Source organism: Promicromonospora iranensis, from assembly GCF_028994805.1.
Taxonomy (GTDB): domain Bacteria; phylum Actinomycetota; class Actinomycetes; order Actinomycetales; family Cellulomonadaceae; genus Promicromonospora; species Promicromonospora iranensis.
On the sequence record NZ_JAJQQP010000005.1, the window covers coordinates 296,512 to 311,313 of the forward strand.

General features: G+C 72.1%; 10 protein-coding genes. 9 read left to right on the top strand and 1 reads right to left on the bottom strand.

All coding sequences use genetic code 11. The features are described from left to right. Nucleotides 1–31 precede the first annotated feature (31 nt). From LUM46_RS10575 to LUM46_RS10615, 9 genes are all read left to right on the top strand, one after another. Nucleotides 32–1,531: an arylsulfatase gene (locus LUM46_RS10575; protein WP_274993828.1), complete on the top strand. Its 1,500-nt coding sequence runs from the start codon at nt 32–34 to the stop codon at nt 1,529–1,531. After that, the gene (locus LUM46_RS10580) at nt 1,528–2,565 is read left to right on the top strand and encodes a formylglycine-generating enzyme family protein (RefSeq protein ID WP_274993831.1); all 1,038 of its coding nucleotides are present in this window, start codon (nt 1,528–1,530) and stop codon (nt 2,563–2,565) included. Before LUM46_RS10575 ends, LUM46_RS10580 begins: the two co-directional genes overlap by 4 nt. Then, complete coding sequence (locus LUM46_RS10585) at nt 2,562–3,512, top strand: HAD family hydrolase (RefSeq protein ID WP_274993832.1); 951 nt, start codon at nt 2,562–2,564, stop codon at nt 3,510–3,512. Before LUM46_RS10580 ends, LUM46_RS10585 begins: the two co-directional genes overlap by 4 nt. 109 nt (nt 3,513–3,621) lie before the next feature. Beyond that, nucleotides 3,622–4,095, top strand: coding sequence for a DUF6069 family protein (locus tag LUM46_RS10590; RefSeq protein ID WP_274993834.1), 474 nt, complete (start codon nt 3,622–3,624; stop codon nt 4,093–4,095). A gap of 12 nt (nt 4,096–4,107) precedes the next feature. Then, nucleotides 4,108–11,424, top strand: coding sequence for a DUF5979 domain-containing protein (locus tag LUM46_RS10595; protein ID WP_274993835.1), 7,317 nt, complete (start codon nt 4,108–4,110; stop codon nt 11,422–11,424). A 37-nt stretch (nt 11,425–11,461) separates the two neighbouring features. Beyond that, nucleotides 11,462–11,923: a DUF6325 family protein gene (locus tag LUM46_RS10600; protein WP_274993836.1), complete on the top strand. Its 462-nt coding sequence runs from the start codon at nt 11,462–11,464 to the stop codon at nt 11,921–11,923. Nucleotides 11,924–11,998: 75 nt separating this feature from the next. Further along, nucleotides 11,999–12,346, top strand: a complete 348-nt coding sequence (locus LUM46_RS10605; protein WP_274993837.1) for an SHOCT domain-containing protein — start codon at nt 11,999–12,001, stop codon at nt 12,344–12,346. A 132-nt stretch (nt 12,347–12,478) separates the two neighbouring features. Then, a complete protein-coding gene (locus tag LUM46_RS10610; protein WP_274993838.1) occupies nt 12,479–12,883 on the top strand; it encodes a hypothetical protein in 405 nt (134 codons plus the stop codon). 25 nt (nt 12,884–12,908) lie between these two features. After that, nucleotides 12,909–13,595: a hypothetical protein gene (locus LUM46_RS10615; protein WP_274993842.1), complete on the top strand. Its 687-nt coding sequence runs from the start codon at nt 12,909–12,911 to the stop codon at nt 13,593–13,595. A gap of 12 nt (nt 13,596–13,607) precedes the next feature. Here LUM46_RS10615 and LUM46_RS10620 read toward each other — a convergent pair whose 3' ends face one another. Continuing rightward, complete coding sequence (locus LUM46_RS10620; RefSeq protein WP_274993843.1) at nt 13,608–14,765, bottom strand: AI-2E family transporter; 1,158 nt, start codon at nt 14,763–14,765, stop codon at nt 13,608–13,610. Nucleotides 14,766–14,802: the final 37 nt, after the last annotated feature.

Here is a 14,802-nt window from a genome sequence, read left to right on the forward strand (position 1 = left end):
GCACGAGATCCGCCGACTCGAAGGAGACATCGTGGCCGAGAAGCCGAACATCCTCGTCATCTGGGGTGACGACATCGGGATCAGCAACATCAGTGCCTACTCCGACGGAGTGATGGGCTACCGGACCGAGAACATCGACCGGATCGCCGCCGAGGGCGCTCGCTTCACCGACTACTACGGGGAGCAGAGCTGTACGGCGGGACGCGCAGCGTTCATCACCGGGCAGAACCCGTACCGGACCGGGCTGACGAAGGTCGGCATGCCCGGCGCCGAGCTGGGGCTGCAGGCCGAGGACCCGACGATCGCCACCGCGCTCAAGGAGCAGGGGTACGCGACCGGCCAGTTCGGCAAGAACCACCTCGGGGACCGGGACGAGCACCTGCCGACCGTGCACGGCTTCGACGAGTTCTTCGGCAACCTCTACCACCTGAACGCCGAGGAGGAGCCGGAGCTGGACGACTACCCGACGCAGGAGGAGTTCCCCGACTTCCGGAAGCGGTTCGGCCCGCGCGGGGTGATCCACTCGTGGGCGAACGGCGACGGCACGCAGCGCATCGAGGACACCGGTCCGCTGACCAGAAAGCGCATGGAGACGGTCGACGAGGAGTTCCGGGACGCGGCGCTCGACTTCATGAGCACGAAGGCGGGGGACGACGAGCCGTTCTTCCTCTGGTTCAACTCGACGCACATGCACTTCCGCACCCACGGCAAGCCCGAGAGCAAGGGCCGGGCCGGCCGGTGGCAGTCCGAGTACCACGACACGATGCTCGACCACGACGACGTCGTCGGCTCGCTGCTGGACCACCTCGACGCGCTCGGCATCGCGGACAACACGATAGTCGTCTACTCCACCGACAACGGCCCGCACATGAACAGCTGGCCGGACGCCGGGATGACGCCGTTCCGCAACGAGAAGAACTCCAACTGGGAGGGTGCTTACCGGGTCCCCGCGATGGTGCGCTGGCCGGGCAAGATCCCGGAGGGCACCGTCCTGAACGGGCTCTTCAGCCACAACGACTGGTTCGTGACCCTGCTGGCGGCGGCCGGGGAGCCCGCCGTCGCGGAGAAGCTGCGCGAGGGTACGGAGCTGGCCGGTACCCGGTACAAGGTTCACCTGGACGGGCACAACCAGCTCGAGTACCTCACGGGGGAGACCGACGAGTCACCGCGCAAGCACTACTTCTACGTGTCGGACGACGGCGACCTCACCGCGCTGCGCTTCGACAACTGGAAGATCGTGTTCCTGGAGCAGCGCGCGGCCGGCACGCTCAGCATCTGGCTCGAGCCGTACGTCGAGCTCCGTGCGCCCAAGATCTTCAACCTGCGTACCGACCCGTTCGAACGGGCCGACATCACGTCGAACTCCTACTTCGACTGGATGCTCGACCACGTGTGGCTGCTCATACCCGCCCAGGCGTACGTGGGCAAGATGCTGGCCACGCTCCAGGAGTTCCCGGCACGGCAGGAGCCGTCGACCTTCAGCATCGACCAGGTGCTGGCCAAGCTCCAGTCGGGCGTCACGAGCGCATGACGGCGCGCACCGACCACGCCCAGAGCCACGTCCAGGTCCGGAGCCACGCCCAGGGCGCCCGGACCGAGGACGCTGTCCGGCTCGACGGCGGGACGTTCACCATGGGCTCCGACGTCCACTACCCGGAGGAGGCGCCCGCACACCCCGTGCGGGTCGACGGGTTCCGGATCGACCGGTTCGCCGTGACGAACGCGCAGTTCGACGCGTTCGTCACGGCGACGGGGTACGAGACGGTCGCCGAGCGGCCGCTCGACCCCGCGCTCTACCCGGGCGCGCCCCCGGAGAACCTGGCGCCCGGGTCGATGGTGTTCACACCGACCCCAGGACCCGTGGACCTGCGCCACCTCAGCCAGTGGTGGGCCTGGGTCCCGGGCGCCTCCTGGCGCCGGCCCGAGGGCCCCGGCTCCGGGATCGACGAGCGCGGCGACCACCCCGTCGTCCACGTCGCCCACGAGGACGCGGCGGCCTACGCCGCGTGGGCGGGCGCCGACCTGCCGACCGAGGCCCAGTGGGAGTACGCCGCCCGGGGCGGCGTCGAGGGAGCGGCGTTCACCTGGGGCGACGAGCCCCGGCCCGGCGGCCGCGTCCTGGCGAACACCTGGGACGGCCCCGACTTCCCGTGGCGGTCCACCGGCGAGTCGGGCTGGCTGCGCACGGCACCGGTCGGGTCGTTCGCCCCCAACGGGTTCGGCCTGTACGACATGGCCGGGAACGTCTGGGAATGGACAGGGGACTGGTGGACCGACCGGCACCCCGACGCCGCGCTCGAACCGTGCTGCGCGCCGGTGAACCCGCGCGGCGGCGACGCCGACTCCAGCCGGGACCCCCGCCAGCCGCAGTTCGCGGTCCCGCGCAAGGTCATCAAGGGCGGGTCCTTCCTCTGCGCGGACACCTACTGCCTGCGCTACCGCCCCGCGGCGCGCCGGCCGCAGGCGATCGACACCGGCATGAGCCACGTGGGCTTCCGGTGCGTCCACAACGACACGGCGCTCGCCGTACCGCCGGGCGCCACGCTCCTGGGTATGGCGTCATGACCAACGAGGACCGGCTGCCCTCCTGGCGTCCCGGGCCCACCCGGGACGCCGTGCTCGGGTTCCTCGCCCAAGCGCCCTCGATCGCGCCGGAGGACCGGGTCGCCTACTTCGACAACGACGGCACGCTCTGGTGCGAGCGGCCGACGTACGTCCAGTACGAGTTCTTCCTCGACGCCCTGCGACGGCGGGTACGGGACGATCCGGCGCTCGCGGAGGAGGCGGAGTTCCGGGCGGTCCTCGCGGGCGACGTCTCGGCGGTCGGCGAGATCGGGCTCGAACGCGTGGCGCTGGCGCTGGCCGGCCTCTTCCAGGGCATCGACCCCGGCGCGTTCACCCGCGAGGTACGGGCGTTCCTCCGGTCGGGCACCCACCCGACCCTCGGCCATCCCCTGAGCGACATCCGCTACGGCCCGATGCTGGAGCTCGTCGCCGCGCTCCGGGAGCTGGACTTCACCATCGGTGTCGTGACTGGTGGCGGCACCGAGTTCGTCCGCTCGATCAGCCAGGAGCTGTACGGCGTGCCGCCCGAACGGGTGGTCGGCACGATGATCGCCTACGCGCTGGAGCAGGACGACAAGGGCCGGCCGGCCCTGCGGCGCACCGGCCGAGTGCTGGGCGACGTCAACGAGGGTGCCGCCAAGGTCACCAACATCCAGACCCAGCTCGGCAGGCCCCCGGTGCTCGCCGCGGGAAACTCCGCCGGCGACACCGAGCTCCTCGAGTGGGCAGCGGCGGCAGACGGTCCGCACCTCTCGCTGCTGGTGGACCACGACGACCCCGACCGGGAGTTCGCCTACGCCAGCGAGGCCCAGTCGTTCGCGGCCGGCGAGCCCATCACGGAGACGGCGCGGCGGCTCGGCTGGACGACCGTCAGCATGAAGAACGACTGGGCGTCCGTCTTCGCGCACGAGAGCCGGCACCAGAGCACGGAGGGCGCCGGCGGCTGACGCGCACCGTCACCACGACCTTCACCCGCAACGGGTGAGTACCCGCGCCTGCGCACGACGCACAGTCGCGGAGAACGGCAGGTCCCCACCAGGAACGGGAGGCGAGCTCATGGCTGTCTACGGCCAGCAACCGCAAGGTGCCGCAGGTCGGCCGGACGGTGTCGACGCACGGGTCCTGTGGTCCGGCGGAGCGGCGACCGCCCTGGTCGTCGCCCTCATCGCGCTCGTGGGCGTGGTCGTCTTCCGCGGGGTGTTCGGGATCCCGATCCTGGCGCCGGAGGGCGAGGGCGTCTGGGGCGACGTGTCCACCGTCTGGTTCATGGCGGTCGCAGCGCTCGCCGCGCTGCTCGCGGTGGCGCTGGTGCACCTGCTGCTGCTCGGCACACCGCGCGCCCTGTCGTTCTTCAGCTGGATCGTCGGCCTGGCCACCGTCGTGGCGGGTGTGGCGCCGTTCGTCACCGATGCCGCGCTCGCCAGCAAGCTGGCGAGCGCGCTGATCAACGTGATCATCGGCTTCGCGATCCTTGGCCTGGTCTCCGGAGTCGCGCGGAGCGCCGTCGCCCGCGCCGTACGAAACGTGTGAGAGGGACAGTCGATGGCAGAACGCGTCGTGGGTGGAGCGGCACACGGTCGGCGAGGGCCGGTACGACGACTGAGGCGAGGGCTCGCCGCCCTCGGAGCGACCGCGGTGCTGCTGCCGCTCGCGCTGATGACCGCGCCGCCGGCGGCCGCCGCGCAGTGGGGCATCAGCAAGGAGGAGGTCAGCTCGGGGCCGTACCAGCCCGGTGACGAGGTGCAGTTCGTCATCACCGTCTCGTGCTCGGACCCGAACGCCGTGCCGTGTGCGAACGCGGTGCTCACCGATGGGCTGCCGGACGGCCTGGAGCTGGTCAGTGCCTCGATCCAGAGCGGACCCGCCGGCGGCCAGATCGACGTCGACACCGAGGCGGACACGGTGACGGCGACGTGGCCGAGCATGCCGAACGGCGGCCAGGGCCAGGTCTTCGTCACGGCCCAGGTCGACCCGGACCTGCCGTACAGCCAGGACGGCGTGCCGATCACGAACACGGCCACGGTGTCCGCCGACAACGCCCCGGCGGCCTCCTCCGACGCCACGGTGACGCCGGTGGTGCCGCTCCTGCTCGCGTCGGAGACGACCAAGTCCATCGCGCCGGAGGGCGCGATCGCGGGGCCGGGTACTGCCGCGACCATGACGCTCTCCGCGACGAACACGTCGAACGACCCGGTGGACGAGCTCGTCGTGCAGGACCCTGCCGACCCGACGGCCGACCCGACGGCCGAGCCAAGCCCTTTCACGTACCTGGCCTACACCGGGACCGGCGACGTCACCCTCCCGCCGAACGCGGACACGGTGACGCAGGAGTACTGGGACGGCACGCAGTGGCTGCCGCTCGACGACGCCGTCGACCCCGCAGCGGTGCAGGGCGTGCGCTACACGTTCAGCGGCGACATCCAGCCGGGCGCGACCGCCACGATCCCCGTCGAGGTGGAGCAGCGCGAGACGGTCACCGAGCTCACCGAGGCCACCACCGTGACCAACGACGTCTCCTCGTACGTCGTGCACGGCGACGACGAGTCCGAGCCGGTGACCGCCGAGGACACCTACGTCATCACGCCGCCGGACAACAGCGTCACCGCGAGCAAGTCGTTCGACCCGGCGACCGTGAGCGCGGGTGCCTCGACCACGGTCACCCTGGCCGCCACCAGCACCGGGGACCCGACGACGTCCCTGACCATCACCGAACCCTCGCCGGGCACGCCCAGCCCGTTCGAGGGCGACGACCCGCTCACCTTCACCGGGTTCGGGCCGTCCGGCGACGGTACGGGCATCCAGTGGCCCGCGGACGCCGACTCCGCGACGGTCACCTTCACGTGCGCGGACGGCACGACACCCAGCCAGGGCACGACGACGGTGGGCACGCTGCCGGGCCCGCCGGCGGGCTGCGTCGTGGTCGGGTTCTCCATCGAGTTCACGGGCGCGATCGTCACCGGCGGTGCGGCGTCCGTCCCGTTCACCGCGGACACCGACCCGGACCAGACGGTCGAGGACGTCACGCACACCAACCAGATCACCGCGGAGATCCCCCACGCGGCGGACACCGCCACGGCCGACCTGGTGACCCTGGACGACCGCCTGGCGACGCAGACCGACAAGATCATCTCGCCGTCGACCGTCCCCGCCGTCCCCGGTCAGAGCGTGGTGGTCGAGCTGCCCACCCAGCTGCTGCCCTTCGGGCCGGACGGCTCGACGACGTCGGCGAACCAGGTGGTGATCCAGGACCCGACGGATCCGGCGGACCCGGGCGAGTTCTGGGCGAACTTCGACGCGACCTCCGTGCGGACCACCGACGTGCCGGACGGCGCGACGCTCACCGTGAGCTACTGGGACGGTACCGCGTGGGTCCCCGCGCCGGGCTGCGGCCCGTTCACCGGCCCGCAGACCGTGAGCTGTGACCTGCCCGAGGGCGCTGACGGCGTCCAGTTCGTCTACGAGTCCGAGGACGGGTTCCCGCCGGGCACGTCGTTCCAGCCCAACATCACTGCCGCGTACGACGGGCCGACCGACCGCGACGACCCGATCGCCAACTGCGCCGCGTCGAGCGCGTCGTCCGGGACCGTCGACCCGACGGCCCCGGCGGAGGGCTGCGACACCGTCGACCCGTTCCCCGTGGACGGCACCGGCGACCTCGACATCGTCGAGAAGTCGTTCCTCGGTGGCGACCCGCCCACGGTCCTCGCCCGGTCGGAGGACCAGGTCACGGCGCAGATCGCGTGGTCGACCGACGGCTTCGCCGGCGTGGACCCGATGGTGCTCACCGACATCGCGGACCCGGCGGGCACCGACGTCGCCGACTCGTTCTACGACGCGTTCGACCTCGTGCGGGTCGAGCCCGTGGACGACTCCGTCGACCCGCTGATCCGGTACGACCAGGTGGAGAGCGTCGAGCTCTTCGTCGACGGCGCCTGGGTCGAGGCAGCGGGTGACCCCTGTCCTGAGGCCTGCGACGGCACGTTCCCCGGCTACACGCTCAGCGCCGAGGAGCGCGCCTCGGCGACGTCGGTACGGCTCACGTACGTCGAGTCGCCGTCGCGCACGGGGGGCGGGGACCCGACCACGCCGCAGCCCGGCGACGGCGTCGCCCGGTCGACGCTCGGCGACGGCCGCCACCTGCAGCTGACGTTCCAGGTGCGGGACGACCGGCGCAGCACCGGCGAGCCCGTGCTGGGTTCGACGAACGGCACCGTCTACAACACGGCGGACCCCGGTCTCGTGAACAACACCGTGGAGGCGGCCGCGACCTTCGAGGACGAGACCTTCACCGACCGCGACGGCGCGGACGTCCTGATCATCGACCGCCCGATCAACGTGATCGTCGACAAGGAGTGGACCGGTGGGCCCGTGTCCGTGCCGCCCGCCGACACCCCCGCGCGGTTCTACCCCTCGACGACGGTCACGATCCGGGGCACCAACGAGTCGCTCGCCCGGGTCGACCAGCTGCGGCTCGTCGAGCCCGGGCTCGAGGGCAGCGGTGAGGTACAGGTCGAGGACGGCACCGAACCGTTCGACGCCTTCACCCTGCGAGGGATCACCATCACGCCACCGGGGGGCACCGAGACGACGACAGTCACGCTGACCTCCGACGACGGGTCGACGGCGGAGCTCTCCGAGGCGGAGGCCGAGGCGCTGGCGGCCGGCGACCTCGCCGACGTCGTCGGCGTGGAGGTCGCGTTCGACGGGCGCATCGCCGCCGACGCGACGGGCACGACGGACCTGACGCTCCAGCTGCGCGAGCTGGACCGGTACACGGGCGAGCCCGTGACGGTCGCCGACCACTCACCGGTGCCCGACACCGCCGCGGCCCAGGTGACCGACCCGGGCGGGACGGTCGACGACTCCCCGCTCGCGTGGGACGACGCGGAGATGGCGCTGCAGCAGCCGGGGATCGGCGTGGAGGTCTCCAAGTCGTTCGACCCCGCCCAGGTGGTCGAGCCGGGGACCGGGCCGGTGCGGATGACGCTCTCCGGCACACCCGAGGGCCCGTCCCGGACCGTCGAGATGGTCCTGACCGACGACGAGCCGCGGTTCTGGAACCAGTACGACTTCGTGGGCTTCGCGGACCCGACGCTCGCCGAGCCGATCCAGCAGGTGCAGGTCGATGCGTTCACCGGCGGCATCTTCACGGATGACGGGAACGGGGACGGCGACGGCGTGACGGTGACGGGAGGCGACTGGGTGACCGGGACGTCGTCCGCCACGTTCGCCCTGCCGGACGGGGTGGCACCCGAGGACGTGCAGGGCCTGCGCTTCACGTTCACCAGGACCGACGGGTCGATCTGGGAGAACCCGGCGAGCCCGACGCAGAGCGTGCCGATGGACGTCGAGCGGCGCGACGAGCTGCGCACCGGCGGGCCGGTGCTGCCGGACCTCGCCGCGAACCCGCCGGCCCCCGGCGAGGCCGAGCCCGGGGTCGCGACCAACGAGGTGGACGGCACCACGACGGGCGCGGACCTCGTGGTCGACCCGGAGACGGGGGAGCTGGTGCCGGTGAGCGCCGCCGGCTCCGCCGAGGCTCAGGTCACCTACGTGCACGCCGAGAACGGCGTCGAGATCGTCAAGGACTTCGACGGCACGGTGTCCGACGGCACCGAGGCGCCGAACGCGGTCTTCCCGATGAACATCACGATCACCAACACGGGCAACCGGCCGATCGTCGACCCGGTGGTCACCGATCCGATGCCGACGGACGCCGGCGGCAGCCAGCTTCGCCTGGCCGACGTCGACGCGCCGTACTCGTACGCGCTGACCGGTGCCGCCCCCGACCCGGCGAGCGGCCCGGCCCTGCCGACCGATCCCGCCGAGGTGACCGTCGACCGGACCGGTGACCTCGAGAACCTGGAGTTCACCTTCCCCGAGGGTTCGGTGCTCGAGGTCCGGCAGACCTACACGATCACCGTCCAGGTCCAGTTCCGGGTGGACCTCCCCGCGGAGACCGTCGTCGAGAACACCGCGGGTGTCACGGGCGACCGGCCGTGGGACGAGTGCGTCAGCCGCCTGGACGAGGAGACCGGTGCCTGCGAGGCGGACGCCGACGTCACCAGCGTCCCGGCCGGTGTGCTGGCCCAGTCCAAGGTCGTCAAGGCGACGAACGACGACGAGCTCGACGTGATCGTCGACCCGGCGGCGGATCCGGACACCGAGTGCCTGCCGGACGCGGACGGGTACTACGCCTACCCGTGCACGCCCGTCATCGCGCCGGGACACGACGAGACGTGGCAGGTGCGGATCGACAACAGGGGCAACCTGCCCATCACGAAGGTCGTCAGCTACGACCGGCTGCCGGTCCCGGGCGACACGGGGTCCTACGCGGACTCCGAGCGTGGCTCCCAGTGGCAGCCGATCCTGACGAACGACTCGCCGCCGGAGCTCGTCCACGCGCCCCCGGGCGCCGAGGCGACGTTCTCCTACACGACCGCCACCGACTACTGCATGGACGACATCGATGATCCCCGCGCCGAGCCGGTGTGCCCGACGGACGATCCGGCCAGTGGCTGGGTGGAGCTCACCGGGTCCGAGAGCGAGGACCTGTACGAGACGATCACCGCGCTGAAGGCCGTGGTCACCCTGACGGAGGAGAACCCGCTGCAGCCCGGCGAGTTCGTCGCCTTCGAGGGCACGACGACCACGCCTGCCGTCGCACCGGAGGCAGGGAACGAGTCGATCGCCTACAACTCCGCGGCCGCCTCCGGCGTGGTGCAGGCTCCCGAGGGGCCCCGCAACATGCTGCCGACCGAGGGCACCAAGGTCGGCGTCGCCGCGGCGACCGGGTCGCTCGAGGTCGTCAAGCAGGTCACCGGCGAGGGTGCCGGGTACGCGCCCGACACCTTCGACATGGAGGTGGAGTGCACGTCGGCGATCGGCAGCTGGGTCGAGACGCAGCTCGAACCGGTCCCGATCACCGTCTCGCCCGACGAGCCGGCGACGGTGACCAACCTGCCCTACGGGGCGGAGTGCACGGTGACCGAGGATCCGGACGGCGGGCAGACCGAGCTCGTGGTCGGGTCCGTGACGATCGGCCAGGAGCCGGAGATCACCACGCTCACCGCGGTGAACCGGTACGACCTGGCCAGCCTCGAGCTCGCCAAGGAGGTCGTCACCGACGCCGTGGACCAGGACGGTGAGCCGGTGCCCTACGGGCCGTTCGAGGTCACCGTGGACTGCACGTTCCTCGGTGACCCGGTGTACGCGGCGGGCTACGGGCCGGACCAGCCGATGGTGGTCACCCTCGAGGACGGCGACGTGACGGTCCTGGAGGGCCTGCCGGCCGGCGCCGGGTGCACCGCCACCGAGACCGGGACGGGCGGAGCGGCGTCGGTGGAGGTCACGGTGACGCACGACGGCGAGGAACCGGTCGTGACGGAGGGCCCGGAGGCCACCACCGAGGTCACGCCCGACGCGTCCGGCGAGAGCACGACGGAGGTCGCCTTCACCAACCAGTTCGACGTGGGCGCGATCGAGCTGGCCAAGGTCGTCGACGGCGAGGGCGCGGAGATGTACGGCGACGGGCCCTTCACGCTCGCGGTGCAGTGCACCCTGGACGAGGACGGCGAGGGAGCCGGCGAGGCACGTGCCGTGTACGACGGCACGGTCACGCTCGGCGCCGCCGGACCACTGACGGCGCAGGTCCCCGACCTGCCGACCGGCGCGGTCTGCACGGTGACGGAGCCCGACGACGCGGGCGCCACCTCCACGACGATCTCGCCGGAGCAGGTCACCGTCGGCTCGGACGACGTCGTCGAGGTCACCGTGACCAACACGTTCGACGTCGGAGCGGTCACCGTCGACAAGGTGCTGGCCGGGGAGGGCGCCGAGCTCTACGGCTCGGGGCCGTTCGAGGTGACCCTCGCCTGCACGTTCGACGGCGAGCCGGTGTCCGTCCCCGGCGGCGCGGCCCGGGAGCTCGTGCCGGGGGAGCCGGTCGTCTACGACGGGCTGCCCGTGGGGGCCGAGTGCGTCGCCACCGAGACCGCGACCGGCGGCGCCACCTCGACGACCGTCTCGGCCGTGGGCGACGGCGGCACGGGTGATGACGGCGCGGGTGACGACGGCGAGCCGGGTGCAGTGGTGGTCCCGGCCGGCGACCCGGCGGCGATAGCCGTCACCAACACGTTCGACGTGGGAGAGGTCCGGGTCGTCAAGACCCTATCCGGCCCGGACGCCGCCGACCACGAGGGCGACGTCTTCACCGTCGAGCTGGCCTGCACGCAGGACGTCGACGGCGTGGAGCGGGACGTCGAGATCCCGGGTGGCCCGGCGCGGACGCTGTCCGCCGACGACGACTGGGTCGCCGTGTACGCGGACCTGCCGCAGGGGGCGACGTGCCAGGTCACCGAGACCGACGCGGGCAGCGCCGACAGCGTGACGATCGTCGTCGACGGGACGACCACCGAGACGGACCCGGCCGACGGCGACCCCTGGTCGGCGGAGTTCGACCTTCCGGTGGGTGACGACATCTGCCGCCCGGTGGACGTGACCAACACCTGGTTCGCCTCTACCGACGCCACCACCACCGCGAGCAACGGCCTCGGCGGACTGGCGGGCCTGGGCCAGACGGCGGGCGCGGACCGCAGCGCGCTCCCCGACGAGTGCCGCGACCGGGGCGACGGGTCGGACCCGGGCGACGGGCCCGACCCGGCACCCGGGCCAGGCCCCGGTGACGGGCCCGGTGCCGGCGGGCCGGACGGTCCGGCGACCGATCCCGGACCGGGCACCCTGCCGCGGACCGGCGCCGATGCGCTCGTCACCGCCCTGCTCGCTCTGCTCTTCCTCATCGCCGGCGGCACGGCAGTCACGGTGAGCCGTCGGATGCGGGGCGGATCTCGTGCCCGCTGAAGCCAGTCCGTCCACCCATCTCGCCCTGGAGGTTCCTATGTCATCTTCCCTGTCATCTTCCCTGTCATCGTCGTTCGGTCCCGTCGAGCTCGTCGCACTCGCCTTCGACGCGCCCCGGATCCCGCCGCCGGTCGCCCGAGCGGTGCTCGAGGTGGCCGGGACCGGCGCGGTCACCCTGCTGGACCTCGCCGTCGTGCGCCGGGGTGACGACGGAGAGCTCGTGATCCTCGAGGCCCAGGACCTCGGCGACGAGGTGGACCTCGTGGAGATCGAGCTGCCGGCGTCCGGCCTCACCGGCGACGAGGACCTCCGGGGGATCGCCGAGGCGGTCAGTCCCGGCACGTCGGTGCTCGTCCTCGCGATCGAGCACACCTGGTCCCGTCAGCTCGTGTCGGCGGCGGCCGACGCGGACGCCGACGTGATCCTGCACGAGCGGGTACCCGCCGCGACCGTCAACGAGATCGCTGACCAGGCCGAGACCGCCGGGTCCCCGGCCTGACCTCTTCCCACCGCCATCCCACCGGCAACTCACCGCCATCCACCGCCACCGACCACCCATCGAACGGAGCCCCACATGTCTCCCCTCCGACGCTTCGGCAGGCCAGGCCTTCTCGGCACCGCCGCACGTACCGCCGTCATCGCCGGGACCGCCCAGGCCACGGCCGGAGCGGTCGGCCGCCGCCAGGCCAACCGCTCCCAGCAGCAGTACGAGGCCCAGCAGTACGAGGCCCAGCGGTACGGGGCTGCGCAGCAGGCCCCGCCGCCCGTCGCGCCGCCCGCGCCGCAGCAGCCGGCGCCCGGTCCCGCGGCCCACTCGAACGACGAGCTGCTCGCCCAGCTGACCCAGCTCGGCGACCTGCACGGGCAGGGCGTGCTCACCGACGCCGAGTTCGCCGCGGCCAAGGCGAAGCTGCTGGGCTGACCGACGCCGCGGTGCTGCCGCCGTCGGGCCCACAACTCACCCGAGGTGGGTGAGGCCGGACGGCGGCGCCCGGGGGACCGTGCAGACAGGGCCCCACGGGGCGACCAGCATCGAGGGCAGAGAGGCGTGGACATGAGACGGACAACAGGTGTCCTGGTCGGGCTGATGATCGTGGCGACGGCCGGGTGCTCCGGCGAGACACCGGAGGAGAACACGCAGGAGGCGTGCAGCGCGGCCGAACAGCTCACCGTCGCGCTGGACAACTTCGACATGACGCTGTCGCCGGGCGCCACGGTGGACGAGGTCCGGGACGCCCGGGACACCGTCCGCGAGGCGTGGCAGGAGCTGGACGCCGCGGCGGACGACGTCGCCCAGGACCGCGGTGAGGCGCTCGACGAGGCGTGGGAGGACTTCGAGCAGTCCGTCGAGGACGTCAACGGGGACGCGACCATCAAGGACGCCGCAGATTCCCTCCGGGACGACGCCGTGGAGGTCCAGCAGGCGCGCGACGCCCTGGCGGACGACCTCGGCTGCTGAGCGATCGACAGCGGGGGGCGGAGCCATGTCGGACGACGGACGGTCGGAGGAAAGACGGTCGGCCGAGGGACAGCCGGCCGAGAAGCGGGAGAGCGACGGGCGGTCGGCGCTGGTGGAGAACATCGCCGTCGCGCTGCTGGCGATCACCGCCGTGCTCACCGCGTGGAGCGGGTTCGAGGCGAGCAAGTGGAGCGGGGAGATGTCGATCTCGTTCTCCAGGGCGTCGACCCAGCGCATCGAGGCCACCCGTGAGGCGACGAGGGCCGAGGCGGCGCGCGCGGTGGACCTGCAGGTGTTCGGCATCTGGCTCGAGGCGACGGCGGAGAACAACCGCCCGCTGGAGGAGTTCGCCCGCGAGCGCTTCACCGACCACTTCGCGCCGGCGTTCGACGAATGGCTCGAGGCGCGTCCGCTCCGGAACCCGGACGCGCCGCGCAGCCCGTTCGCCCTGGACAGCTACGTCCCGCCGGGCGAGGTCGAGGCGGCCCAGGCGGACGCCCGCGCCGACGAGTACTTCGCCGACGCGCTGGCCGACAACCGGCGCGGGGACAACTACACCCTGCTGACGGTGCTCTTCGCGCTGGTCCTGTTCTTCGGGGCGCTCTCCAACCGGTTCGGGTCCCCGCGCAAGTCCTGGCTGATCCTGGCCGGGGCGGTCGTCCTGCTGCTGGTCGGCACGGGCTTCCTCATCGCATTCCCGAAGATCATCTGACGCCGGAGGCCGTCACGGCGCGCTGGTGGTGCCGGTCTCGCGCGCGGCGTCGCGCCGCCGTCGGACCGGGTCCTGCAGCATGTGGGACTCGATGAGCGTGTGCCGGCGCAGGTAGGTGTTGGCGGTCGCCTGGATCGTGGCGGCGACCGGCAGCGCGAGGAACGCGCCCAGCGCGCCGAAGAGGGCGCCGAAGCCCAGCACGGCGACGAAGCTCACGGCCGGGTTCATCTCCAGGGCACGTGCAGAGACCTTGGGGGAGAAGTACAGGTTCTCCAGCTGTTGGTAGGCGATCACGAAGGCGAGGACACCGAGCGCCTGGGGCAGGCCCTGGGACGTCAGCGCGACCACGATGGGGAGCGCGCCGCCCAGGTACGTTCCGATCGTCGGGACGAACTGCGACACCACGCCGACGAACACGGCGAGCGGCAGCGCGTACGGGGTGCGCAGGACGAGCAGGAAGACGAGGGTGAAGGCGCTGGAGAGCGCCGCCAGGACGATGCGGGAGTTGATGAAGTCCGAGACCTTGACCTGGGTGATCTCCCAGAGGGTCAGGACCTCCTGCTGGCGCTCGGGGGTCAGCCAGCGGCACACCGCCGCCCGGAAGCGCGGGCCGGCCGCGAGCAGGTAGTAGGTGACCAGCAGGATGGTCAGGAGCGCGAAGAGGCCGCCGATCACGGTGGTCCCGAAGACCAGGGCGCCGCTGGCGACGTCGTTGCCGAACGTCGTCAGGATGTCGCGCACCAGGTCGCCGGAGTCCGGGATGACGACGCCGAACCGCTCGGCGGCCAGGTTCTGCACGTCCGCGTAGATGACGGGCACGTTCTCCAGGAGCTGCACGAGCTGCTGGACGAAGAGGTTGCCGAACAGTGCCAGTACCAGCGTGATGGCGCCGAGGGAGCCGCCGAGGGCGGTGGCCGCGGCGAGGCGGCGGTTCCAGCCCCGGCGCACGCACCAGACGACCACGGGGTCGAGCGCCAGCGTGAGGAAGAAGGCGATGAGCAGGTTGACGGCGAGGCCCTGGAGGGTGTCGATCGCGTACCAGCCGAACGCGCCGAGATAGACCGCCACCGCCGCCATGAAGAGCGCCCGGGGGAGCCACCGTGGCGGACGGCGCGACGTGGGCTCGCCTCGTGCCGGCGCGGTAGTCGACGTGTCGTGTGGAGCTGTCATGCCCTCGCCTCCCTCGTGTCGGCAGGGGGCGGCGGTC